We start from the raw sequence: 21,686 nt of genomic DNA on the forward strand, positions 1-21,686 counted from the left end.
GTGTCGGCAGGCGGGACACGCCGTAAACCCATCCTTGGGGGCTCGATGGCGCCATCCATGGCGCCAACGGCCCCGCCTGCCCACACCGCCCCGCCTCTGACAGATTCCGGGTGTCTGCCGGGCTTGGGGTCGGATCCCTCTGCGCAGAGGGCTCTGACCCCTGAATCTGTCTGTGCGGGCGGGAGGCGCTAAAATGGCAGGATGATCGCCAACACCGCTGCCTACCATTTCGCCGTCATCGACGCCCCCCAGGCCCTGTGCGACCAGCTGTTGGCGCGTGCCCAGGCGGCCGGGTTGCGGGGCACGATCCTGGTGGCGGGCGAGGGACTGAACCTGTTCCTGGCCGGTGAGCCGGAGGCGGTCGAGGATTTCTATGCCGCGCTGCATGCCGATGCGCGTTTTGCCGGGATGCGGGTCAAGACCAGCCTGAGCGAGCACCAGCCGTTCGCGCGGCTGAAGGCCAAGGTGAAGGACGAGATCATCAGCTTCCGCCGCGATGACGGCCAGCCGCTGGACTATCCGCGTGCACCGGCGGTCGATCCGGCCACCGTGCAGCGCTGGCTGCGGCAGGGCCACGATGACGCCGGCAAGCCGGTGGTGATGCTCGATACCCGCAACCTGCAGGAAGTGGAGTACGGCACGTTCAAGGATGCGCTGGTGCTGCCCATCCACAAGTTCACCGACCTGCCCGAGGCGCTGGCGCCGCATCGCGAGGCGCTGAAGGACAGCACCGTGATCAGTTTCTGCACCGGCGGCATCCGCTGCGAGAAGGCCGCACTGTGGATGGCCAACGATGGCATGGACAACGTGCTGCAGCTCGATGGCGGCATCCTCGGCTACTTCGAGGAGGTGGGCGGCGAAGGTTATGAAGGCCGCTGTTTCGTGTTCGACGAGCGCGTGGCGCTGGATGCCGAACTGAAGCCGATGGTCGACCAGCCGCTGCCGGAGCCGCGCCCCAGCGCGTTCTGACACGCTTCTGTAGAGCCGAGCCCATGCTCGGCTGCCTTTTGTTGATCAACAGCAGCCGAGCATGGGCTCGGCTCTACACGGTCCGGCAGGCCCTGAACCGGCTCCGCGGGAATCAGCATCCCGCCACCGTCACTGGCCGCTGCGCCTGGCCGACCCCATGCAGGGGGGATACTGAGACGGAAAACCGCTGATGATCCCGTTGTCGATCCTTGACCTGGCCCCGGTCTGCGAGGGCAGTGACACCACCGCCGCCTTCGCCAACATGCTGGAACTGGCCCAGCACGCCGATGCGCTGGGCTACCGCCGTTACTGGCTGGCCGAACACCACAACATGCCCGGCATCGCCAGCGCGGCCACGGCCGTGCTGATCGGCCACGTCGCGGGCGGCACCCGGCGCATCCGCGTCGGTGCCGGCGGCATCATGCTGCCCAACCATGCGCCGCTGCAGGTGGCCGAGCAGTTCGGCACGCTGGCTTCGCTGTATCCGGACCGCATCGATCTCGGCCTCGGCCGTGCGCCGGGCACCGATCAGCCCACCGCGCGTGCACTGCGCCGCTACTTCGACAGCGCCGACCAGTTCCCGCAGGACGTGCGCGAACTGCTGCACTACTTCGAGCCGGTACAGCCCGGGCAGGCGGTGCAGGCGGTTCCGGGCGGTGGCCTGCGGGTGCCGACCTGGATCCTGGGGTCCAGCCTGTTCGGCGCGCGCATGGCCGCCGCGATGGGCCTGCCCTATGCGTTTGCCTCGCACTTCGCGCCCGATGCCATGGACGAGGCGCTGGCGGTGTACCGCCGAGAGTTCCGCCCCTCGGCCACGTTGAAGCAGCCGCACGCGATGCTGGCCCTGAATGTCGTCGCCAGTGACAGCGAGGCCGAATCGCGCCGCCTGTTCACCAGCCAGCAGCAGAGTTTCGTCAACCTGCGCCGCGGCCGGCCGGGCAAGATTCCGGCGCCGATCGACGACATCGAAGCCTTCTGGGAGCCGCACGAAAAACTCGGCGTGGAGCGGGCCCTGGCCTGCACCGTGCTCGGCGATCCGCAGCAGGTGGCCGATGGCATCGCCGCGTTCGTAGAGCGGCACTCGCCGGACGAGCTGATGCTCACCGCCAACCTGCATGACCACCGTGCGCGCCTGCGTTCGTTCGAACTGGCGATGCAGGCCTGGCATGCCCGCCACGCGGGCTGAACAATGGCGTCACGGCCCGTTGCAGCCGCGACGGGTCTGATGGTGGCTCTTCCCATTGGAGCCTCCCATGGCGGATACCCGCGCTGAACACATCGCCCAGCTGGCAGAACTGATCAAGGACGTGGAGGTGGCGATGTTCACCACCACCGGCGTCGACGGACGACTCTACAGCCGGCCGCTGGCCACCCAGCAGGTCACCTTCGACGGTGACCTGTGGTTCGTCATCACCGCCGACAGCCCGAAGGTTGCCGAGATCGCGCTTGATCCGCACGTCAACGTGGCCTATGCCTCGCCGTCGAAGAACACCTACGTATCGGTGGCAGGGCACGCGCGCATCGTTGATGACCGCGCGAAGATCGAGGAACTGTGGTCGCCGGCGATGAAACTGTTTTTCCCGGGCGGCAAGGACGACCCGAACCTGCGCCTGATCCACGTGCGGGCCGACTCGGCCGAGTATTGGGATGGTCCGGGCACGCTGCTGGGCAAGGCGTTGAATTTCGTGCTGTCGGCGGTGCAGGACGAGCCGGCGCAGTTGGCCGACAATGGCTTCATCGATCTTCGGTGAGGATCGATATCCGGTATTGGTAGTGCCGGACGCTGGCCGGCAGACCTGGAAACGTGGCAGCCGGCCAGCGGCCGGCTCTACCGGATTCCGGCTCAGAACCAGCGCTGGAACAGGTCCACCATGTAGCCCACCAGCTGTCCCGAACTGAAGCCGAAGAACGCGATCGCCGCCAACGCGGCGATCCAGTTGAACAGCATCAGCGCGCCATCGCGTTCCAGCAGCGCCAGCGAGAACAGCAGCAGCTGGAAGCCGAACAGGAAATTGGTGAAGGGGATCGGCAACGACAGCAGCAGGCCCAGCAGCACCAGCAGCAGGCCGCTGAAGGCGTGGGCGGGGAGGGGTGTCAACAGCTGCGGCAGGCGTGGCCTCAGCATCCTGTCCAGGCGCCGCAGTGGGCGGTCGATGCGGTCCAGGAAACGGTGCATGGTGCCGCGCTTGGGTCCGCGGCGGGCAATGAAGCCGGGCAGCCACGGCCGGCGCAGGCAGAACAGCATCTGCAGGCCGATCAGGATCACCAGCGGGCCGCTGACCGCGCCACCCATGCCCGGGATCGGGATGAACGAGGGCAGGATCGCCACGAACAGGAACACGCCGAACGCGCTCTGCTGCAGGTTGCTCAGGATCTGGCCGAGCGGCATGTGCTCGGCGGGGTCGCCGGAAGCGAACATCTCCAGCAGGGTGCGGATGCCCTCGTTGCGGTAGGCCGGGCGCTCGGCGCCTGGACCCTGGCCGGCCTCAGGCGGTGAGCTCATCGGCCTGCTCGTCGGACAGCGTGCGCAGCAGCAGCTTGTCCACCCGCGCACCGTCCAGGTCGACCACTTCGAAGCGCCAGCCGGCCCAGTCGAAGTACTCGCCTGCGTGCGGGATGCGGCCGAAGTAGTGGATGCACATGCCGGCCAGGGTGTAGTAATCGCCGTCCTCGGCATCGGGCAGCTCGTTGCTGCCGATCAGTTCGCGCAGGTCTTCGATCGGCAGCGAGCCATCCACCAGCAGCGAACCGTCCTCGCGGGTCACCACCAGCGCATCTTCATCGGCATTCTCCACCGCCTGCAGGCGGCCGACCACGGCGCCCATCAGGTCGCTGATGGTCACCAGGCCCTGGATCTCGCCGTACTCGTCCACCACCAGCGCCATCGACTGCTGTTCCTCGCGGAAGATCTCCAGCAGCTTCATCGCGTGGGTCGATTCGGACACGTAGAGCGGTTCGCGCAAGGTCTGGAACAGCGCGTTGTCGCCGCGTGCCATGCGCGTGGCCAGCGATTTCAATTCAAGTACGCCGACCACGTCCATGTCGTTGTCGCGGTACACCGGGTACCGCGAGAACTCGTGCTCGGCCATGATTTCCAGGTTGCGCTCCAGCCCGGCCTGGGTGTCCAGCCAGGCAATGCGGTTGCGCGGGGTCATCAGGCTGTCGGCGGTGCGGTCGCCCAGGCGCATGACGCGGTTCATCATGTCACGCTCGTGGGCGTCGATCACACCGGCTTCGTGGCTCTCGGCCACCAGCATGCGGATCTCTTCTTCAGTCACCGAGGCGACTTCATCCTTGCCCAGGCCGAACAGGCGCAGCACCAGCTGGGTGGTCTTGGACAGGAGCCAGACGAAGGGCAGGGCCAGCTTGGCCAGCCAGCTCATCGGCATCGCGACCAGGCCGGCAATGGCCTCCGAGCGGGTCAGCGCCAGGCGCTTGGGCACCAGTTCGCCGAAGATCAGCGTGATGAAAGTGATCAGGCTGACGGCCAGCGCGGTACCGATGTTGCCCGCGTACGCAAACCCCGGCATCAGCCCCTGGATCCAGCCGGCGAAGGCCTCGCCCAGCGCCTCACCGCCGAGGTAGCCGGTAAGCACGCCGATCACGGTGATGCCGATCTGCACGGTGGACAGGAAGCTCTCCGGCTTCTCGGACAGCTCCAGCGCCTTGGCCGCGCGCTTGGAGGTGGCAGCCATCTGCTTCAGGCGGCTCTTGCGCGAGGTCATGACCGACATCTCGGACATGGCGAAGAAGCCGTTCAGCAGAACAAGCGCGAAGACAATCAGGATCATTTCAAACACGGGCGTCGTCCCCGGTTGGTGGCAGGGAGGGCGGGTGCTGGCGATGGCGGCAGGCGCTCAGGAACGGGATCCGGCGCGGCGCAGGGGGATAAGGGTCGTCGTCCATAAGGTGCGCCCGAAGGCGCGCTGGCATCTTAGCAAAGGGGCATGGCAGGGTGGCAACCGCCTGTTCAGGTTGGGGGTTCCAAGGCCTCGAAAGGGGGCGGGGATACCCGTGATGGTCATCTAGCCGTCATAATTCCATCTGGTGCCGTCCTTCCCGCGACGGCTGACAGGTTTCTCAATGTTCTCTCTGCAGACCATTTTCGGTTCCGGCAAACAGTTCTACACCCTGCTCGATGAGGCTGCCGTCGCGGCTTCCGACGCCGCCAAGGCGCTGCATTCCATGCTGCGCGAGGCCGACCGCCAGCCCGCGCTGGACGCCTTCAAGCTGGCCCGCCTGCGCGAACGCGCGGCCTCGGACAAGATCAGCCAGGCGCTGGTGGACAGCTTCATGACCCCGATCGAGCGCGAAGACATCGAAGCGCTGGGCTCGGCGCTGTACAAGATTCCCAAGCAGATCGAGAAGTTCGCCGACCGCTATTCGCTGGCCACGACGCACCTGGAGCACATCGACTTCGCGCCGCGCGCGGCGATGCTCGAACAGGCCGCCGGCGTGGTGGTGGAGATGGTGGCCGACCTGCGCCACATGAACCTGGACCGGATGACCGCGCTCAACGAGAAGCTGCGCTCGCTGGAGAACGAGGCCGACCGCCTGATGCTCGAACTGTACCGCGACATCTATTCGGGCCGCCTGGACAACCTGCAGATGTTCCTGCTGAAGGAATTCTTCGAGATCCTGGAAAAGGCCATCGACCGCTGCCGCGAGGCTGGCGTGGTGGCGTACCAGATCGTGTTGAAGAACAGCTGACGGACGCCGCCGCATGTTGACCCTTGTCCTGGTGGTGATCCTGGCCGCGCTCGTCTTCGAGTTCATCAACGGCTTCCACGACACTGCCAACTCCATTGCCACCGTGGTGGCGACCAAGGTGCTCTCGCCCGGCTGGGCGGTGATGCTGGCCGCCTTCATGAACCTCATCGGTGCACTGACCGGTACCGCGGTGGCGCTGACCATCGCCTCGGGCCTGCTCAACACCAACGTGGTCGAGGTCACCCCGCAGGTGATCCTGTGCGCCCTGCTGGGCGGCATCATCTGGAACCTGATCACCTGGTGGAAGGGCCTGCCGTCCTCGTCCTCGCACGCCCTGATCGGTGGCCTCTGCGGCGCCGGCCTGGCTGCCGCCCACAACAACTGGGACGCGCTGATCTGGTCCGAGCGCCTGGGCAGCTGGGCGCAGAACAAGGGCCTGCTGTGGAAGGTGTTCGTGCCGATGATCACCTCGCCGATTGCCGGTTTCCTGCTCGGCATCGTGGTGATGGTGCTGCTGTGGGCGCTGATCGCCGGCCTGGCCAAGATCGGTGGTGCCATCGGCCGCCTGGCCCGTCCGCGCATCGTCAACGCCTTCTTCGGCAAGGCGCAGATCGCCTCGGCGGCCTACATGGGCTTCGCCCACGGCCACAACGACGCGCAGAAGACCATGGGCATCATCGCCATGACCCTGATCGGTGCCGAAGCCACCGGCGCATTGAACGACCTGCCGTCCTGGCTGGCCTTCATGCACCCGGACGCGCATGCCGGTGACGGCATCGCGATGTGGATCGTGCTGACCTGCGCGGTGGTGATGGCGGCCGGTACCGCTTCGGGCGGCTGGAAGATCATCAAGACCCTGGGCCACAAGATGGTCAAGCTGCACCCGATCCACGGCTTCGCCGCGGAGACCAGCTCGGCCACCATCCTGACCCTGGCGGCCCACTTCGGCATGCCGGTCTCGACCACGCACAGCATCTCCACCGCGATCATGGGCGTCGGCTTCGCCAAGAACCCGCGCTCGCTGAAGTTCGGCGTGATCGAGCGCATCGTCTGGGCCTGGATCCTGACCATCCCGGCGGCAGGCGGCTGCGCGTACCTGATCCTGAAGCTGTTCGAGCTGTTCGGCTGGACCTGATCGCCCCACGCCAAGGTTGCAAACGAAAAAGCCCGCCGTATCAGGCGGGCTTTTTCATGGGCAAGAATTTTCCGCACCCACCGTGTCGACCAAGGTCGACACCTACCAGAGCAGAACCAGGGTCAGAGCCCGTTGCCAAGCAACGGGATCCGCCCCCGTGCCGACCAACGGTCGGCACCCACCGACAGCCCTCAGGAAGCCAGCTTTTGCAGTTGCCGTTGCCGTGGCTGTCAGCGGGTGCCGGGCCGCAGGCCCGGCCAAACCCCTTCAATTACGCTGGAACAACGCCTGTACATCCTTGCGGAACGCCGCCTGGCTGTCCGCCCGGCTGTAGAACATGTGCCCGCCCGGATAACTGCGCACCTGCACCCGGTCCGGATTGCTGCCCATCGTCGGCATCTGGTCCACGGTCAGGATCGAGCCCATGAACGGGCACGACAGGTCGTTCCAGCCATGCACGATCAGCACCTGCAGATGCGGGTCGATCGCCACCGCCTGGCGCAGCTGGGTCACCGCACCCTGGCGCAGTTCGCCATTGCGGTCCCACAGCCGGTTCACGTCGTAGTTCAGCGCCTGGTAGCGCGCATCTACTTTCCAGCCGACCACGCGCGTCACGAAGTCGACCATCGCCGTGGTGGTCGGCGCGATGATGCTGTCCAGCAGTGGATCGTTGGCGCGCTGCTCCGGATCATTCGGGAACGGATCGAACGCGGTCACGTTGGAGTCGTAGCGGCTGCCCAGCGTGCCCTTGTCGCGGAACACTTCACGCAGGTAGGCCTGGGTCTCCAGGCGCCCGCCAGCGCGGCGCACGAACTGCGGGTCCAGTCCGGTCAGCGCGGTGACCCGGCGCAGCATGGCTTCCGTAGCCTGCGGATCGCTGCGGCCCTTCATCAACGCGGTGGCGTAATCGCCACGGGTGTACTCCACCACCTCGCGCATCGCCGCATCGGTCAGCTTGCCCTGGCGCTCCAGGTGCGCCGCGGCGATCGACGGCAGCGTCTGCATCCACGCCATCGGCGAGACATCGGCGTTGTCTTCCAGGGTCGGGCTCAGGTAGGGCGAGACCAGCACCAGTCCGTTCATTGCCACGCCGAGCCGGGTCTGCAGGAAGTGGGTGATGCGCGGGCCGCGGTAGCCACCGTAGCTCTCGCCAGTCAGGTACTTGCGCGAGGCCATGCGCTGGTTGCGCAGCAGCCAGTCGTAGATCGAGCGCGACAGGTATTCGACGTCGGCACTGGGGTTGTAGAGCGCTTTCTTGGCTTCATCGTCGCCGATCCGCGCGCGGCTGAAGCCGGTACCGACCGGATCGATGAACACCAGATCGGTGAAGTCCAGCCAGGTGCCCGGGTTGTCGTGCAGGGTGGCCGGCGCCGATGCGCTGTCACCCTCGGAGCCGAAGGTCACCACCTTGGGCCCGATCGCGCCCATGTTGAGGTACACCGACGACGCACCGGGGCCGCCATTGAGCGCGAAGGTCACCGGCCGGTCCTTGCCCGGCATCGTGTAGGCGGTGAACACCACATCGGCGATCACCTTGCCCTTGGCATCGCGTACCGGCAGGGTGCCGACGGTGGCGGTGTAGTCCAGGGTGCGGCCGGCCAGGCGCATGCTCTGGCGGGCCGAGGCGTCGGCGGGCAGCGCAGGCGCTTCGGTCTTGTCGTCTTTCGGGTCGGGCTTGCCCTCGGCGTCGGACGCGGCCAGCACGCTGGCAGGGGCGATGAGCAGGCCGACGCAGAGCGCGGCAGTGTGCAGCAGGGACTTCATGGCACCGGTTCGGCAGCGGAAGGGGGTTCCGATGCTAGGCCGGTGGCGGGCCATGCCGTATGTGTCCAAAGGCATGGCCGTGCGTTGAGCCCGCTACTGGCCAGATTGGGTCAAGCGGGGAGGGTGGCTGCGGCGTCGTCATCGGCCAGCAGGCCGTAGACGGCCGAGTCGGCCAGCTGCCCCTGGATGCGCCAGCGCTGGCGCAGCACCCCCTCGCGGTGGAAGCCCAGGCGATCCAGCACGTGCGCGGACGGCGCATTGCGCGGGTCGATCTCGGCTTCCACCCGATGCAGGTGCAGGGTGCGGAACAGGTAGGCCAGTACCTGTTGCAGGGCCTCGTGCATATAGCCCTGGCCCTGGCGATCGGGTGCCAGCAGGTAGCCGATCTCGGCGCGCGCCGCATCGCGGTCCACCGCGAATACCACGCAGATGCCCAGCAGCGGACCTTCCAGCGATTCGCGCACGGCCAGCTTCAGCTGGGTGCCGATGGCATGGGCGGCGAGGTCATCGTCGATCTGCTCGCGCGCTTCGGCCAGTCGCGTCCAGGCTGGATGGTTCCACCATCGCATGACATCCGGGTTGGACTGCAGCGTGAACAGCGCGGCGGCGTCGTCACGACGGATCGGGCTCAGGACCAGCCGTGCACTGTGCAGCGGCAGGCCGGGGAACAGCAGCGAGTGGCTGGCCAATACGATGGTCCACACGGGTGGACGCGCATTATGGCGCTGCCGGGTTTGCCGATGGGGGCGGATGGGGTCGGAGCGCATGGGGTCGGATCCGTTTCCTGACAGGAAACGGCTCTGACCCCACTGCCGCCAACCGGGTCAGAGCCCTTTCCTGCGGAAAGGGATCCGACCCCGCTCCGGATCAGACCTCCAGCGAGGCCAGATCGCCCTTCGACTCCAGCCAGCCCTTGCGGTCGGACGCGCGCTTCTTGGCCAGCAGCATGTCCATCAGCGAACGGGTCTGCTCGCCATCGTCCACGGTCAGTTGCACCAGGCGGCGCGTATCCGGATGGATGGTCGACTCGCGCAGCTGGTTCGGGTTCATCTCGCCCAGGCCCTTGAAGCGGGTGACGTTGACTGCGCCCTTGATCTTCTCGCGCTCGATCTTGTCCAGCATCGAACGCTTCTCTTCCTCATCCAGGGCGTAGAACACCTGCTTGCCCACGTCGATGCGGAACAGCGGCGGCATTGCCACGAACACGTGGCCGGCATCGACCAGCGCCGGGAAATGCCTGAGGAACAGCGCGGTCAGCAGGGTGGCGATATGCAGGCCGTCGGAGTCCGCGTCGGCCAGGATCACCACCTTGCCGTAGCGCAGGCCGGTGATGTCGTCCTTGCCGGGGTCGCAGCCGATGGCCACGGCCAGGTTGTGCACTTCTTCGGAGGCCAGCACGCTGTTGGACGACACTTCCCAGGTGTTGAGGATCTTGCCGCGCAGCGGCAGGATCGCCTGGAAATCCTTGTCGCGCGCCTGCTTGGCGCTGCCGCCTGCCGAGTCACCTTCCACCAGGAACAGCTCGGTGCGCGACAGGTCCTGGCTGATGCAGTCGGCCAGCTTGCCGGGCAGGGCCGGGCCCTGCGTGACCTTCTTGCGGACGACCAGCTTCTCGGTCTTCAGGCGCGCACTGGCGCGCTCGATGGCGATCTGCGCGATCTTCTCGCCCAGCTCCACGTTCTGGTTCAGCAACAGGCTGAACGCATCGTGCGCGGCGCCCTCTACAAAGCCGGCGGCCTGGCGCGAGGACAGGCGTTCCTTGGTCTGGCCGCTGAACTGCGGGTCGGTCATCTTCAGCGACAGCACGAACGACACCCGGTCCCACACGTCTTCCGGGGCCAGCTTGACGCCGCGTGGCAGCAGGTTGCGGAAGTCGCAGAACTCGCGCAGCGCCTCGGTCAGGCCGGTACGCAGGCCGTTGACGTGGGTGCCATGCTGGGCGGTCGGAATCAGGTTGACATAGCTTTCCTGGACCAGCTCACCTTCCGGCAGCCAGGCCACGGCCCAGTCCACCACCTCGGTGTCCTTCTTGAGGTTGCCGACGAACAGGTCGGCCGGCAGCGATTCGCGCTCGCCCAGTTCCAGCTTCAGGTAGTCGCGCAGGCCGTCTTCGTAGTACCAGGTATCGACTTCACCGGTGGCTTCGTCGGTCAGCTTGACGGTCAGGCCCGGGCACAGCACGGCCTTGGCGCGCAGCAGGTGCTTCAACGCGCGCACCGCGAACTTGGGCGTGTCGAAGTACTTCGGGTCCGGCCAGAAGCGCACGCGGGTACCAGTGTTCTTCTTGCCGACGGTGCCGACCACCTCCAGCGGCGTGGCGCGGTCGCCATTGCGGAAGGTGATGCGGTGTTCGGCACCTTCGCGCTTGATGTGCACCTCCACCAGGGTCGACAGCGCGTTGACCACGCTGACGCCGACGCCATGCAGGCCGCCGGAGAAGGTGTAGTTGTTGTTGCTGAACTTGCCGCCTGCATGCAGGCGGGTGAGGATCAGTTCGACGCCCGGGATCTTCTCTTCCGGATGGATGTCCACCGGCATGCCGCGGCCGTCATCGCTGACCTCCACGCTGCCGTCCTTGTACAGGGTGATCTCGATCGAGCGGGCATGGCCGGCGAGGGCCTCGTCCACCGAGTTGTCGATCACTTCCTGTGCCAGGTGGTTCGGGCGCGCGGTGTCGGTATACATGCCGGGACGGCGCTTGACCGGGTCAAGGCCGGACAGGACTTCAATATCGGCGGCGTTATAGCGGGCGTTCATCTATCTTCTAAAGCGCGGAGCGACGCGCAAGTGTGCGGTCTGGACGGCGATTTTGCACGCCTGCGGTTCAGCCTCGGCGCCGGGGAGGGGGTAAAATGGCAGCCGCTGGAATCTGAACGCCGGCGGCCCCATCGGGTCGAAACATCCAAGCCATACCGCGAGGAGGACCTCATGAAGAAGTTGCTGACCGTTGCAATCCTGGCCGCTGCCGCCGTTGCAGTGCCGCTGGTGGTGGCGCAGAACGCGGGCCAGCCGGCCCCGCAGCAGGGTGACCAGGCCGACAAGGCGCAGGCCGAGGCCGATGCCAAGGCCAAGCGTCGTGCCCAGGCCAATGCCGAAATGAAGGCGCAGGGCCAGCCGGCCCCGCAGAAGGAAGAAGAGGAAGAAGCGCGCAAGAAGCGCTGATCCCGCAACCTGCCAAGCGCCCTTGCGACAAGGGGTGCGCAACGGAACGCCCCGCTCAGCGGGGCGTTTCTTTTTAGGAACGTGGCGTCTGCCCCTTGGGTTGGCGGCCATCAATCTGTAAACTATGGCTTTCCGGGAGTAAGTGCGTGTCCACCCTTTGCGAATGGGCTGGAGCGGCCAAGCGTGGCTTCCAGCATGGCGGGTCGCAGGTGACGGTCGATTTGGCCGGCACGGCCGCCCCGACCTCGCACGATGGTCCCCGTCCGGCGCCTGCCGCCGCACGGATCCGCACCTCCCTCGCTGTCCCAGCGAACCGGAAAACCCCCTCCGAGCACCATGCCCGCCCTCCGGGTGCGCGTGGTGTTGCCGTTTTCCATTTCCAGACAGGATGCTTGCAGCCATGACTCCCTTGATTTTCGTAACCGGCGGCGTGGTGTCCTCGCTCGGCAAAGGCATTGCCGCCGCGTCGCTGGCCGCCATTCTCGAAGCCCGGGGCCTGAAGGTCACGATGATGAAGCTCGACCCTTACATCAACGTCGACCCGGGCACCATGAGCCCGTTCCAGCACGGTGAGGTGTATGTCACCGATGACGGCGCCGAGACCGACCTCGACCTGGGCCACTACGAGCGCTTCGTGCGCACCCGCCTGAGCCGCAAGAACTCGGTCACCACCGGCCGCATCTACGAGAACGTGATCCGCAAGGAGCGCCGCGGCGACTATCTGGGCGCGACCGTGCAGGTCATTCCGCACATCACCGACGAGATCCGTCGCTGCATCGACGAAGCCACCGAAGGCTACGACGTGGCGCTGGTCGAGATCGGTGGCACCGTCGGCGACATCGAGTCGCTGCCGTTCCTGGAAGCGATCCGCCAGGTGCGCACCGAGCGTGGCCCGGAGAAGGCGCTGTTCATGCACCTCACCCTGGTGCCGTACATCGGCGCCGCCGGTGAGCTGAAGACCAAGCCGACCCAGCATTCGGTGAAGGAACTGCGTTCGATCGGCATCCAGCCGGACGTGCTGCTGTGCCGTTCCGAGCAGGCCGTGCCGGATTCGGAGCGCCGCAAGATCGCCCAGTTCACCAACGTCTCCGAGCGCGCAGTGATCAGCGTGCCGGACGTGGACGTGCTGTATCGCATTCCGTCGGGCCTGCACGCGCAGGGCCTGGACGAGATCGTGGTCAACCAGCTGAAGCTGGCCGACAAGGCCGGTCCGGTCGATCTGTCGATGTGGGAGGACGCAGTCGATGCGACCCTGCATCCGCTGGATGAAGTGACCATCGCCGTGGTCGGCAAGTACGTGGATCACCAGGATGCCTACAAGTCGGTCGGCGAAGCACTGAAGCACGGCGGCCTGCGCCAGCGCACCAAGGTCAACCTGAAGTGGCTGGAAGCACAGGATCTGGAAGGCACCGACATGGCCGCACTGGCCGATGTCGACGGCATCCTGGTGCCGGGTGGCTTCGGTGACCGTGGTTTCGAAGGCAAGGTGCTGACCTCGAAGTTCGCCCGCGAGCAGCACGTGCCGTACTTCGGCATCTGCTACGGCATGCAGGCGGCCGTCGTCGATTACGCGCGCAACGTGGTCGGCCTGGAAGGCGCCAACAGCACCGAGAACGACCGCCAGTCGCCGAACCCGGTGATCGGCCTGATCACCGAATGGCGCACCGCCACCGGCGATGTCGAGAAGCGTGACGACAAGAGCGACCTCGGCGGCACCATGCGCCTGGGCCTGCAGGAACAGCGCCTGAAGCCGGGCACGCTGGCCCGTGAGCTGTACGGCAAGGACGTCGTCGCCGAGCGCCACCGCCACCGCTACGAGTTCAACAACCGTTACCGCACCCAGCTGGAAGATGCCGGCCTGGTGATCGCCGGCAAGTCGATGGACGACACCCTGGTGGAAGTGGTCGAACTGCCGCGCGACGCGCATCCGTGGTTCCTGGCCTGCCAGGCGCACCCGGAATTCCTGTCCACGCCGCGTGACGGCCACCCGCTGTTCATCGGTTTCATCCGTGCCGCGCGCGAGCGCAAGGCCGGCGGCAAGCTGCTTTCCGAAGCGCGCGCCTGACTTGTGAATGGGGGCTTCGGCCCCCATCCTGCATGCTTCAACCCCCAGCGCACCGGCCCGGCCGGTGCTGCGGACAACAAGGAAACGCCATGAAACTGTGTGGATTCGAGGTCGGGCTGGACCAGCCCCTGTTCCTGATCGCCGGCCCCTGCGTGATCGAGTCGATGCAGCTGCAGCTCGATACCGCCGGCAAGCTGAAGGAAGTCACCGACAAGCTCGGCGTCAACTTCATCTTCAAGTCCAGCTTCGACAAGGCCAACCGCACCTCGGGCACCGCGTTCCGCGGCCCGGGCATGGAAGAGGGCCTGAAGGTCCTGGCCGAGGTCAAGAAGCAGATCGGCGTGCCGGTGCTGACCGACGTCCATGAGTACACCCCGATGGACGAAGTGGCCTCGGTGGTGGATGTGCTGCAGACCCCGGCGTTCCTGGTCCGCCAGACCGACTTCATCCGCAAGGTGTGCTCGGCCGGCAAGCCGGTCAACATCAAGAAGGGCCAGTTCCTGGCGCCCTGGGACATGAAGCCGGTCGTGGAGAAGGCCAAGGCCACCGGCAACGAGCAGATCATGGTCTGCGAGCGCGGTGCCAGCTTCGGCTACAACAACCTGGTCAGCGACATGCGCTCGCTGGCGGTGATGCGCGATACCGGTTGCCCGGTGGTGTTCGATGCCACCCACTCGGTGCAGTTGCCGGGCGGGCAGGGCACCAGTTCCGGTGGCCAGCGTGAGCACGTGCCGGTGCTGGCCCGTGCTGCCGTCGCGGTGGGCATCTCCGGCCTGTTCGCCGAGACCCATCCGGATCCGTCCAAGGCCCTGTCCGATGGCCCCAACGCGTGGCCGCTGGACCAGATGGAAGCGCTGCTCGAGACCCTGATGGAGCTCGACGCGGTGACCAAGAAGCACGGCTTCTCGCGCTTCGCGTGAGTCGTGACCCGAGGGTGGCGCTGGAAGCCCAGCGTCATCGCCGGCACTGGAAACAGTGGCCCTGGGGCCTGATCGCACTGGGCCTGGCCGTGCTGTTCACCGTGGGCATGTTTGGCCTGGTGCTGATCGGTGCGGCGTCGGTGCGCCCCCCGGGTGATGGCAGCAGCGCGCTTGATCTGCGTGCGTATTTCATTGCGCTGCTGGTCGCGGAGCTGCTCGGTGCCGCGGGCTGCCTCGCGGCCGCGGTGCTGGCCTGGCGGCTGAATCGCGGCAAGGTGGCGGCTGGCTTTGCGATCATCCTGCTTTCGCTGTGGCTCGGCGCCCTGTTCTACGGATTGCTTTGATGAATACGAGCACGTCGGCGCGCGGCTGGCCCTGGGGCCTGGTCGCGCTGGGGCTGTCCGTGCTCGCCTGGGCGTCCCTGCTGCTGGGAGTAATGGCCTTTGCGGCCAGCTTCGGCTCGCCGGGTGACGGAAACCATGGCATCCAGGCCATGCAGTACTGGATCGTGGCCGCGCTGGTCGCGCTGGGTGTGTCTTTCGTCGGCAGCCTGGTGGCGATGGTGCTCGCCTGGCGACGCCGTCGTGGACCCGTCGCGGCGGCGGTGGCCGGTGCGTTGCTGGTGATGCTGGTGTCGCTGGCCCTGATCGTGATCGGGTCCAGCCGGGGCTGATGCCGCCCAGGCCATTTGGCAAGTGGCGGGCAGCCGGGGATAATCACGCGGCATTCGTTTTGTCGCCCCCTCTCCAGACAGGTAACCGGCCCGACCATGAGTACGATCCGCAGCATCCACGCCCGTGAAATCCTTGACAGCCGTGGCAACCCCACGCTGGAAGCCGAAGTCATCCTGGAGGACGGTTCGTTCGGTCGTGCCGCGGTTCCCTCCGGCGCCTCGACCGGCACCAAGGAAGCGGTCGAGCTGCGTGACGGTGACAAGACCCGTTATCTGGGCAAGGGCGTGCGCAAGGCCGTCGACAACGTCAACACCACGATTGCCGCCGCGCTGAAGGGCTTTGAGGCCACCGACCAGGCCGGCCTCGACCGTCGCCTGATCGATCTGGACGGCACCGAGAACAAGGGCCGCCTGGGTGCCAACGCGCTGCTGGGTGTTTCGATGGCCGCCGCGCATGCCACCGCTGCATCGAACAAGCAGGCACTGTGGCAGTACCTGGCTGCCAGGACCGGCGTGACCCCGGCGCTGCCGGTGCCGATGATGAACATCATCAATGGCGGCGCGCATGCCGACAACAACGTCGACTTCCAGGAGTTCATGGTGCTGCCGGTTGGCTTCACCTCGTTCTCCGAAGCGCTGCGTGCCGGTACCGAAATCTTCCATTCGCTGAAGTCGGTGCTGAAGGGCCATGGCCTGAGCACCGCGGTCGGCGACGAAGGTGGCTTCGCGCCGGACTTCCGCAGCAACGTCGAAGCGCTGGACACCATTCTCGAAGCGATCGGCAAGGCGGGCTACACCGCCGGCGAAGACGTGCTGCTGGGCCTGGACGTGGCCTCCAGCGAGTTCTTCGAGAACGGCAAGTACAACCTGGTCGGCGAGAACAAGCGCCTGACCTCCGAGCAGTTCGTCGACTTCCTCGCCGACTGGGCCGCGCAGTACCCGATCATCACGATTGAAGATGGCCTGGCCGAGAATGACTGGGCCGGCTGGAAGCTGCTGACCGACCGCATCGGCAAGAAGGTGCAGCTGGTCGGCGACGACCTGTTCGTGACCAACCCGAAGATCTTCCAGGAAGGCATCGACTCGGGCACCGCCAACGCGATCCTGATCAAGGTCAACCAGATCGGCACCCTCAGCGAAACCCTGGAAGCGATCGCCATGGCCGACCGTGCCGGCTACGCCGCCGTGGTCTCGCACCGTTCGGGCGAAACCGAAGACACCACCATCGCCGACATCGCAGTGGCCACCACCGCCACCCAGATCAAGACCGGTTCGCTGTGCCGCAGCGATCGCGTGGCCAAGTACAACCAGCTGCTGCGCATCGAGGAAGCCCTCGGCGCCGGCGCGCGTTACGCCGGTCGTGACGCGTTCGTTTCGCTGAAGCGCTGAGCCGATGCGCGACTGGCGCTGGATGCTGCTGGTGCTGGCCCTGTTGCTGGGCTGGCTGCAGTACCGCTTCTGGTTTGGTCCGGGCAATTCGGGTGAAGTGATGATGCTCGAAGCCCAGGTCGCCAACCAGGAGCGGGACAATGAGGGCCTGCAGCAGCGCAATGATGCGCTCGCTGCGGAAGTGAAGGACCTCAAGGAAGGCCAGTCCGCCATCGAGGAACGCGCGCGCAGCGAGCTGGGCATGATCAAGCCCGGCGAGAAGTTCTATCGCGTGGTCGAGGATGCGCCGGTCCACCCGGCGCAGCCTGCGGCAGGTGTCAGTGCGCAGGTTGGCGACCACCCGGCGGACGTGCCATGAGTGCGGCGATCTGGGTCGTGGTTCCGGCTGCTGGCCGTGGCACCCGCTTTGGCGCGCCGTTGCCCAAGCAGTACCTGCAGGCGGGCGGGCAGATCCTGCTCGCCCATACCCTGGACGCCCTGCTGGCGCATCCGGCCGTAGCCGGGGCAATGGTAGTGATCGGCCCGGACGACGCCGACTGGCCGGGCTGGAACGAGTGGGCGGGCAAGCCGGTGCTGACCTGCATCGGTGGCGCGACCCGTGCCGCTTCGGTGCTGGCTGGCCTGCAGGCGCTGCCGGAGACGGTGCGCGCTGATGAATTCGTGCTGGTCCACGATGCCGCGCGGCCGAACCTGTCGCTGGCCGACCTTGGCCGCCTGCTTGAAGTCGGTCGTGCCGATCCGGTCGGGGCGATCCTGGCCGCACCGGTGCGTGACACCCTCAAGCGTGCGGGCGACGACGGTGGCATCGATGGCACCGAGCCGCGCGAGCAGTTGTGGCGCGCACTGACACCACAACTGTTCCGCCGCCACCAGCTCAGCCGCGCGCTGTCCGAAGCCGCCGCCGCCGGTGTTGAAGTCACCGATGAGGCCATGGCCATGGAGCGCCAGGGCCAGCGCCCGCTGCTGGTGGAAGGCAGCGAGGACAACTTCAAGGTCACCACCCCGGCCGATCTGGACCGGTTCGAATTCGTACTTTCCCGCCGCGCCGGCTGACCGTCCGCGCGGCCCTGCAGCAAGGGTTGCATCCATGAGCACCGCACCGTTCCCGCCCGTCCGCATCGGCCAGGGCTACGACGTCCATGCCTTCGGTGAAGGCGACCACATCATGCTTGGCGGAGTGAACGTGCCGCACAGCTGCGGTGTGCTTGCACACAGCGACGGCGACGTGATCCTGCACGCCCTGTGCGATGCCATGCTCGGCGCACTGGCGCTGGGCGATATCGGCCAGCATTTCCCGCCCAGTGACGACCGCTGGAAGGGGGCCGACAGCAGCGAGTTCGTGCGCCACTGCGACAGCCTGCTGCGTGAGCGCGGCTGGCGCGTCGGCAACACCGACATCACCGTGATCTGCGAGCGGCCGAAGGTCGGCCCGCATGCGCTTGCGATGCGTGAGCGCATCGGTGGGTTGCTGCAGCTGCCGCTGGACGCGGTCAGCGTCAAGGCCACCACCTCGGAGAAGCTGGGCTTCACCGGCCGTGGTGAAGGCATCGCCGCGCAGGCGGTCGTGTTGCTGGTGGCGGCATGATCCCGCTGCCGTTGGCATTTGGTGTGCCGTTGTTGAAGGCGCGCATCCGCACCACGCCGGACGATTTCCAGGTTGACGAGCTGCCGGCCTTCGAGGCCACCGGCGAAGGCGAGCACCTGTTGCTGCACATCCGCAAGCGCGGCGCCAACACCGTGCATGTGGCCAAGGTGCTGGCAAAATGGGCGGGCCTGCCGGAAATGGCGGTGAGTTACGCCGGCATGAAAGACCGCCACGCGGTCACCACCCAGCGTTTCAGCGTGCACCTGCCCAAGCGCATTGCGCCGGACCTGGCCGAGTTGGCAAGTGACGAAATCGAAGTCATCGAGGCAACCTGGCACAACCGCAAGCTGCAGCGCGGCGCACTGGCCGGCAACCGCTTCAAGCTGGTGCTGCGCGAGGTGCAGGGCGATGCCGCCGCGATCAGCGAGCGCCTGCAGCAGATTGCCGCGCGCGGCCTGCCGAACTGGTTTGGTGAACAGCGTTTCGGCCGCGACGGTGGCAACGTGCCGGCTGCACTGGCGATGTTCGGTGGCCGCCGCATGCGCAAGGACCAGCGTTCGCTGCTGCTCTCTGCAGCGCGTTCGGCGCTGTTCAACCGCGTGCTGGCCGCGCGCGTGGAGCAGGGCAGCTGGGACCAGCCGCTCGATGGCGAAGTCTGGATGCTCGATGGCAGTCGCAGCGTGTTCGGCCCCGAGCCGTACACGGATGTGCTGGCCGAGCGGCTGGCGCGTTTCGACATCCATCCCAGCGCGCCGTTGTGGGGCGAAGGCGAGCTGCGCAGTGCCGACGCGGCACGTGAGCTGGAGCTGGCCGCGCTGGACGACGACGAGTCGAAAGCACTGCGGGCCGGCCTGGAAGACGCGCGCCTGAAGCAGGAGCGCCGCGCGTTGCGCCTGCGTCCGGCGCTGCTGCAGCACCAGTGGCTGGCCAACGACGTGCTGGAACTGTCGTTCGCGTTGCCGCCAGGCTGCTACGCCACCGCCGTGCTGCACGAACTCGGCCCCGTCGAAGACGCCTCGCAGGCCTGACATAAAAAAGGGGACGGAGGGAATTAAGTCGTGTGTGGCACAAACGACTTAGTTCCCTCCGTCCCCTTTTCAACGCCGCGCCAGCAGCACCAGTACCGCGCCGGTGCCGCCTTGTCCGGTCGGTGCCGAATGGAATGCCAGCACGTCGTTGCGCAGCCGCAGCAGGCGATCGACCAGGTTCTTCAGCACCGGTGCGCCGCCATCGGACTGCAGTCCCTTGCCGTGGATGATGCGCACGCAGCCGTACTCGTGTGCATGCGCTTCCAGCAGGAACTGGCGCAGCAGGGCTTCGGCCTGTGCGGCGGTGGCGCCGTGCAGATCCAGTTCGTCCTGCACCGAGTACTGGCCGCGCTTGAGGCGCTGGAACAGGCGTAGTGGCAGGTTGTCGCGGCGATAGCTGGCCACGTCGCCGGCTTCCAGTGGCGCACTGTCGCGCAGCAGCCGGGCGAACTCGCCGGCCGCTTCGGCCTCGTCACGTTCGGCCATGCGCGCACGCGGTTTCGGCCGGGGCGCGGCAGGTGCCGGCTCGGCATCCTTGCGCAGCGGCTTCACTTCGCCGATGGCCGCACGGAACAATGCGGCCGGATCTTCATCATCAGGGTGCGACATGCGCACAGGGTAAACCGCCGGCGCAGGTCTGCCTATGACGGTTCGATGTCGGCCGTGACCGCTGACAGGGTAGGACCGGCGGCCCGCATGCGGCACAATAGACGATGCCCTTGCAGGGTCGACCGCTTCCGCAGGGGAGCGCGACGGTCCCGCCCACACTGCACGGTGATGGAATCGAATTCTTGGAAAATCAAGCGGTTAAATCGAAGATGCGAATCCTGGTCAGCAATGACGATGGTGTCGACGCCGCAGGCATCCGGATGCTTGCCGCGGTCCTGCGCGAGGCCGGTCACGAAGTCACGGTGGTTGCGCCCGACCGCGATCGTTCCGGCGCCAGCAACTCGCTGACCCTGGACCTGCCGATCCGGCTCAAGCGCATCGACCATTACACCGTTTCGGTGGCCGGTACACCCACCGACTGCGTGCACCTGGCGCTGACCGGCCTGCTTGAATTCGAGCCTGACATTGTCGTGTCCGGCATCAACAACGCCGCCAATCTCGGCGACGACGTGATCTATTCCGGCACCGTCTCGGCGGCGATGGAAGGTCGCTTCCTCGGCCTGCCGGCGGTGGCGGTCTCGCTGGTCAGCCGCAACCACGATCCGAAGCACTTCGAGACCGCCGCGCGTGCTGCGGTGGAGATTGTCGCCCGGCTCAAGGCCGATCCGCTGCCGGCCGACACCATCCTCAACGTCAACGTGCCGGACCTGCCGTGGAGCGAGGTCAAGGGCTTCGAGGTCACCCGCCTCGGCAACCGCCATCGTGCCGAAGGCTGCATCGCGCAGAAGGATCCGCGCGGCAACGAGGTGTACTGGATCGGCCCTGCCGGCCGTGAGCAGGATTCCGGTCCAGGTACCGATTTCCACGCGGTGCGCACCGGCCACATCTCGATCACCCCGATCCAGGTCGACCTCACCCGCTACCAGGCGCTGGAGAAGGTCGCCAGCTGGGTCGGCGGCCTCAGCGCCGCGCTGGACCAGCCGGCATGAGCCCACGCCTGCGATTGCAGCCGGAAGCCGTCGGTATCGGCATGACCTCGCAGCGCGTGCGTGACCGCCTGGTCGACCGCCTGCGCGAAGCCGGCATCGTCGACGAGCCGACCTTGAACGCGATCCGGGTGGTGCCGCGCCATCTGTTCATCGATGAAGCCCTGGCCTCGCGTGCCTATGAAGACACCGCGCTGCCGATCGGCCATGGCCAGACCATCTCGCAGCCCTGGGTGGTTGCGCGGATGACCGAGGCAGTGCTCCAGGTCGCGCCGAAGCGGGTGCTGGAAGTCGGTACCGGTTCCGGTTACCAGGCCGCCATCCTTGGCGCGTTGGGCCTGGAGGTCTACACCGTGGAGCGCATTGGTGATCTGCTGCGCCAGGCCCGCAAGCGCTTCCGTGCGCTGGGCATGAACATCCGCACCAAGCACGACGACGGCCGCGTCGGCTGGGCCGAGCACGGCCCGTTCGATGCCATCGTGGTCACTGCGGCGGCGCCGGCACTGGTCGACGCCCTGATCGAGCAGCTGGCCGAAGGCGGCCGCCTGGTGGCGCCGGTCGGTGGCCCTGGGGCGCAGTCGCTGGTACAGCTGGACCGCAAGGCCGACGGCAGCATCGAACAACACGTGCTGGCGCCGGTCACGTTCGTGCCGCTGCTGTCTGGCATGCTCGACTAATCCACGGAGCAGGG

General features: G+C 66.7%; 23 protein-coding genes. 17 read left to right on the forward strand and 6 right to left on the reverse strand.

Features of this window, described 5'->3' with window-relative positions; genetic code table 11:
* The first annotated feature begins 201 nt into the window (after nucleotides 1–201).
* From AC5P5W_RS02880 to AC5P5W_RS02890, 3 genes are all read left to right on the forward strand, one after another.
* Nucleotides 202–969 carry a sulfurtransferase gene (locus tag AC5P5W_RS02880; RefSeq protein WP_180834879.1) on the forward strand — a complete coding sequence of 256 codons (768 nt, stop codon included), beginning with the start codon at nucleotides 202–204 and terminating at the stop codon, nucleotides 967–969.
* 190 nt (nucleotides 970–1,159) lie between these two features.
* On the forward strand, nucleotides 1,160–2,155 hold the full coding sequence (locus AC5P5W_RS02885) for an LLM class flavin-dependent oxidoreductase (RefSeq protein ID WP_014646687.1): 996 nt from the start codon (nucleotides 1,160–1,162) through the stop codon (nucleotides 2,153–2,155).
* A 67-nt stretch (nucleotides 2,156–2,222) separates the two neighbouring features.
* On the forward strand, nucleotides 2,223–2,720 hold the full coding sequence (locus AC5P5W_RS02890; RefSeq protein WP_197575555.1) for a pyridoxamine 5'-phosphate oxidase family protein: 498 nt from the start codon (nucleotides 2,223–2,225) through the stop codon (nucleotides 2,718–2,720).
* A gap of 92 nt (nucleotides 2,721–2,812) precedes the next feature.
* On the opposite strand, the gene AC5P5W_RS02895 is transcribed toward AC5P5W_RS02890, so the two are convergent.
* Nucleotides 2,813–3,472: an exopolysaccharide biosynthesis protein gene (locus AC5P5W_RS02895; RefSeq protein ID WP_197575557.1), complete on the reverse strand. Its 660-nt coding sequence runs from the start codon at nucleotides 3,470–3,472 to the stop codon at nucleotides 2,813–2,815.
* Nucleotides 3,456–4,760 (reverse strand): hemolysin family protein, encoded by a 1,305-nt coding sequence (locus AC5P5W_RS02900; RefSeq protein ID WP_032959200.1) that lies wholly within the window; start codon nucleotides 4,758–4,760, stop codon nucleotides 3,456–3,458. The genes AC5P5W_RS02895 and AC5P5W_RS02900 overlap by 17 nt, the downstream gene beginning before the upstream one ends.
* A gap of 292 nt (nucleotides 4,761–5,052) precedes the next feature.
* Between AC5P5W_RS02900 and AC5P5W_RS02905 the strand changes: the two genes are divergently transcribed.
* Together AC5P5W_RS02905 and AC5P5W_RS02910 are read left to right on the forward strand one after the other, a co-directional pair.
* Nucleotides 5,053–5,679 (forward strand): DUF47 domain-containing protein, encoded by a 627-nt coding sequence (locus tag AC5P5W_RS02905; RefSeq protein ID WP_004152833.1) that lies wholly within the window; start codon nucleotides 5,053–5,055, stop codon nucleotides 5,677–5,679.
* A gap of 13 nt (nucleotides 5,680–5,692) precedes the next feature.
* Nucleotides 5,693–6,814, forward strand: a complete 1,122-nt coding sequence (locus tag AC5P5W_RS02910; RefSeq protein ID WP_014646691.1) for an inorganic phosphate transporter — start codon at nucleotides 5,693–5,695, stop codon at nucleotides 6,812–6,814.
* Nucleotides 6,815–7,081: 267 nt separating this feature from the next.
* Here AC5P5W_RS02910 and AC5P5W_RS02915 read toward each other — a convergent pair whose 3' ends face one another.
* The 3 genes from AC5P5W_RS02915 to parE all read right to left on the reverse strand — a co-directional run bounded on the left by AC5P5W_RS02915 (nucleotide 7,082) and on the right by parE (nucleotide 11,335).
* Nucleotides 7,082–8,578: a S10 family peptidase gene (locus AC5P5W_RS02915; RefSeq protein WP_046429900.1), complete on the reverse strand. Its 1,497-nt coding sequence runs from the start codon at nucleotides 8,576–8,578 to the stop codon at nucleotides 7,082–7,084.
* Nucleotides 8,579–8,688: 110 nt separating this feature from the next.
* Nucleotides 8,689–9,267 (reverse strand): GNAT family N-acetyltransferase, encoded by a 579-nt coding sequence (locus AC5P5W_RS02920; protein WP_046429987.1) that lies wholly within the window; start codon nucleotides 9,265–9,267, stop codon nucleotides 8,689–8,691.
* 178 nt (nucleotides 9,268–9,445) lie between these two features.
* Nucleotides 9,446–11,335, reverse strand: a complete 1,890-nt coding sequence (parE, locus tag AC5P5W_RS02925; RefSeq protein WP_032959196.1) for a DNA topoisomerase IV subunit B — start codon at nucleotides 11,333–11,335, stop codon at nucleotides 9,446–9,448.
* Nucleotides 11,336–11,506: 171 nt separating this feature from the next.
* On the opposite strand from parE, the gene AC5P5W_RS02930 reads away from it, so the two are divergent.
* The 10 genes from AC5P5W_RS02930 to truD all read left to right on the forward strand — a co-directional run bounded on the left by AC5P5W_RS02930 (nucleotide 11,507) and on the right by truD (nucleotide 19,400).
* Nucleotides 11,507–11,740, forward strand: coding sequence for a hypothetical protein (locus AC5P5W_RS02930; protein WP_014646695.1), 234 nt, complete (start codon nucleotides 11,507–11,509; stop codon nucleotides 11,738–11,740).
* 400 nt (nucleotides 11,741–12,140) lie between these two features.
* Nucleotides 12,141–13,805 carry a CTP synthase gene (gene pyrG / locus AC5P5W_RS02935; protein ID WP_014646697.1) on the forward strand — a complete coding sequence of 555 codons (1,665 nt, stop codon included), beginning with the start codon at nucleotides 12,141–12,143 and terminating at the stop codon, nucleotides 13,803–13,805.
* Nucleotides 13,806–13,894: 89 nt separating this feature from the next.
* Nucleotides 13,895–14,725, forward strand: a complete 831-nt coding sequence (kdsA, locus tag AC5P5W_RS02940) for a 3-deoxy-8-phosphooctulonate synthase (RefSeq protein ID WP_014036736.1) — start codon at nucleotides 13,895–13,897, stop codon at nucleotides 14,723–14,725.
* Nucleotides 14,722–15,069, forward strand: a complete 348-nt coding sequence (locus AC5P5W_RS02945) for a hypothetical protein (RefSeq protein WP_032959194.1) — start codon at nucleotides 14,722–14,724, stop codon at nucleotides 15,067–15,069. Before kdsA ends, AC5P5W_RS02945 begins: the two co-directional genes overlap by 4 nt.
* Complete coding sequence (locus AC5P5W_RS02950) at nucleotides 15,069–15,398, forward strand: hypothetical protein (protein ID WP_046429902.1); 330 nt, start codon at nucleotides 15,069–15,071, stop codon at nucleotides 15,396–15,398. Before AC5P5W_RS02945 ends, AC5P5W_RS02950 begins: the two co-directional genes overlap by 1 nt.
* Before the next feature lie 96 nt (nucleotides 15,399–15,494).
* The gene (gene eno, locus AC5P5W_RS02955) at nucleotides 15,495–16,787 is read left to right on the forward strand and encodes a phosphopyruvate hydratase (protein WP_197574423.1); all 1,293 of its coding nucleotides are present in this window, start codon (nucleotides 15,495–15,497) and stop codon (nucleotides 16,785–16,787) included.
* Nucleotides 16,788–16,791: 4 nt separating this feature from the next.
* Nucleotides 16,792–17,145 carry a cell division protein FtsB gene (gene ftsB / locus AC5P5W_RS02960; RefSeq protein ID WP_005412924.1) on the forward strand — a complete coding sequence of 118 codons (354 nt, stop codon included), beginning with the start codon at nucleotides 16,792–16,794 and terminating at the stop codon, nucleotides 17,143–17,145.
* Entirely contained in the window at nucleotides 17,142–17,840 is a 699-nt protein-coding gene (gene ispD / locus AC5P5W_RS02965; RefSeq protein ID WP_197574424.1) for a 2-C-methyl-D-erythritol 4-phosphate cytidylyltransferase, read from the forward strand. Before ftsB ends, ispD begins: the two co-directional genes overlap by 4 nt.
* Nucleotides 17,841–17,874: 34 nt before the next feature.
* On the forward strand, nucleotides 17,875–18,372 hold the full coding sequence (gene ispF, locus AC5P5W_RS02970; RefSeq protein ID WP_014646702.1) for a 2-C-methyl-D-erythritol 2,4-cyclodiphosphate synthase: 498 nt from the start codon (nucleotides 17,875–17,877) through the stop codon (nucleotides 18,370–18,372).
* Nucleotides 18,369–19,400, forward strand: coding sequence for a tRNA pseudouridine(13) synthase TruD (truD, locus tag AC5P5W_RS02975; protein ID WP_197574425.1), 1,032 nt, complete (start codon nucleotides 18,369–18,371; stop codon nucleotides 19,398–19,400). The genes ispF and truD overlap by 4 nt, the downstream gene beginning before the upstream one ends.
* Nucleotides 19,401–19,469: 69 nt before the next feature.
* Here the strand turns inward: truD and AC5P5W_RS02980 are convergent, their stop codons facing one another.
* On the reverse strand, nucleotides 19,470–20,009 hold the full coding sequence (locus tag AC5P5W_RS02980; protein ID WP_495220819.1) for a Smr/MutS family protein: 540 nt from the start codon (nucleotides 20,007–20,009) through the stop codon (nucleotides 19,470–19,472).
* Nucleotides 20,010–20,218: 209 nt separating this feature from the next.
* Between AC5P5W_RS02980 and surE the strand changes: the two genes are divergently transcribed.
* Both surE and AC5P5W_RS02990 read left to right on the forward strand, forming a co-directional pair.
* The gene (gene surE, locus AC5P5W_RS02985) at nucleotides 20,219–20,998 is read left to right on the forward strand and encodes a 5'/3'-nucleotidase SurE (protein ID WP_032959183.1); all 780 of its coding nucleotides are present in this window, start codon (nucleotides 20,219–20,221) and stop codon (nucleotides 20,996–20,998) included.
* Nucleotides 20,995–21,672, forward strand: a complete 678-nt coding sequence (locus tag AC5P5W_RS02990; RefSeq protein WP_010485977.1) for a protein-L-isoaspartate(D-aspartate) O-methyltransferase — start codon at nucleotides 20,995–20,997, stop codon at nucleotides 21,670–21,672. Before surE ends, AC5P5W_RS02990 begins: the two co-directional genes overlap by 4 nt.
* Nucleotides 21,673–21,686 lie beyond the last annotated feature (14 nt).

The sequence above is a fragment of the Stenotrophomonas sp. YJH_SMC_123 genome (assembly GCF_059368215.1).

What these genes read in the sequence shown, in the direction of transcription:
- AC5P5W_RS02880 (WP_180834879.1), top strand. Translation starts at nt 202, where the DNA reads ATGATCGCCAACACCGCTGCCTACCATTTCGCCGTCATCGACGCCCCC.
- AC5P5W_RS02885 (WP_014646687.1), top strand. Translation starts at nt 1,160, where the DNA reads ATGATCCCGTTGTCGATCCTTGACCTGGCCCCGGTCTGCGAGGGCAGT.
- AC5P5W_RS02890 (WP_197575555.1), top strand. Translation starts at nt 2,223, where the DNA reads ATGGCGGATACCCGCGCTGAACACATCGCCCAGCTGGCAGAACTGATC.
- AC5P5W_RS02895 (WP_197575557.1), bottom strand. Translation starts at nt 3,472, where the DNA reads ATGAGCTCACCGCCTGAGGCCGGCCAGGGTCCAGGCGCCGAGCGCCCG.
- AC5P5W_RS02900 (WP_032959200.1), bottom strand. Translation starts at nt 4,760, where the DNA reads ATGATCCTGATTGTCTTCGCGCTTGTTCTGCTGAACGGCTTCTTCGCC.
- AC5P5W_RS02905 (WP_004152833.1), top strand. Translation starts at nt 5,053, where the DNA reads ATGTTCTCTCTGCAGACCATTTTCGGTTCCGGCAAACAGTTCTACACC.
- AC5P5W_RS02910 (WP_014646691.1), top strand. Translation starts at nt 5,693, where the DNA reads ATGTTGACCCTTGTCCTGGTGGTGATCCTGGCCGCGCTCGTCTTCGAG.
- AC5P5W_RS02915 (WP_046429900.1), bottom strand. Translation starts at nt 8,578, where the DNA reads ATGAAGTCCCTGCTGCACACTGCCGCGCTCTGCGTCGGCCTGCTCATC.
- parE (WP_032959196.1), bottom strand. Translation starts at nt 11,335, where the DNA reads ATGAACGCCCGCTATAACGCCGCCGATATTGAAGTCCTGTCCGGCCTT.
- AC5P5W_RS02930 (WP_014646695.1), top strand. Translation starts at nt 11,507, where the DNA reads ATGAAGAAGTTGCTGACCGTTGCAATCCTGGCCGCTGCCGCCGTTGCA.
- pyrG (WP_014646697.1), top strand. Translation starts at nt 12,141, where the DNA reads ATGACTCCCTTGATTTTCGTAACCGGCGGCGTGGTGTCCTCGCTCGGC.
- kdsA (WP_014036736.1), top strand. Translation starts at nt 13,895, where the DNA reads ATGAAACTGTGTGGATTCGAGGTCGGGCTGGACCAGCCCCTGTTCCTG.
- AC5P5W_RS02950 (WP_046429902.1), top strand. Translation starts at nt 15,069, where the DNA reads ATGAATACGAGCACGTCGGCGCGCGGCTGGCCCTGGGGCCTGGTCGCG.
- eno (WP_197574423.1), top strand. Translation starts at nt 15,495, where the DNA reads ATGAGTACGATCCGCAGCATCCACGCCCGTGAAATCCTTGACAGCCGT.
- ftsB (WP_005412924.1), top strand. Translation starts at nt 16,792, where the DNA reads ATGCGCGACTGGCGCTGGATGCTGCTGGTGCTGGCCCTGTTGCTGGGC.
- ispD (WP_197574424.1), top strand. Translation starts at nt 17,142, where the DNA reads ATGAGTGCGGCGATCTGGGTCGTGGTTCCGGCTGCTGGCCGTGGCACC.
- ispF (WP_014646702.1), top strand. Translation starts at nt 17,875, where the DNA reads ATGAGCACCGCACCGTTCCCGCCCGTCCGCATCGGCCAGGGCTACGAC.
- truD (WP_197574425.1), top strand. Translation starts at nt 18,369, where the DNA reads ATGATCCCGCTGCCGTTGGCATTTGGTGTGCCGTTGTTGAAGGCGCGC.
- AC5P5W_RS02980 (WP_495220819.1), bottom strand. Translation starts at nt 20,009, where the DNA reads ATGTCGCACCCTGATGATGAAGATCCGGCCGCATTGTTCCGTGCGGCC.
- surE (WP_032959183.1), top strand. Translation starts at nt 20,219, where the DNA reads ATGCGAATCCTGGTCAGCAATGACGATGGTGTCGACGCCGCAGGCATC.
- AC5P5W_RS02990 (WP_010485977.1), top strand. Translation starts at nt 20,995, where the DNA reads ATGAGCCCACGCCTGCGATTGCAGCCGGAAGCCGTCGGTATCGGCATG.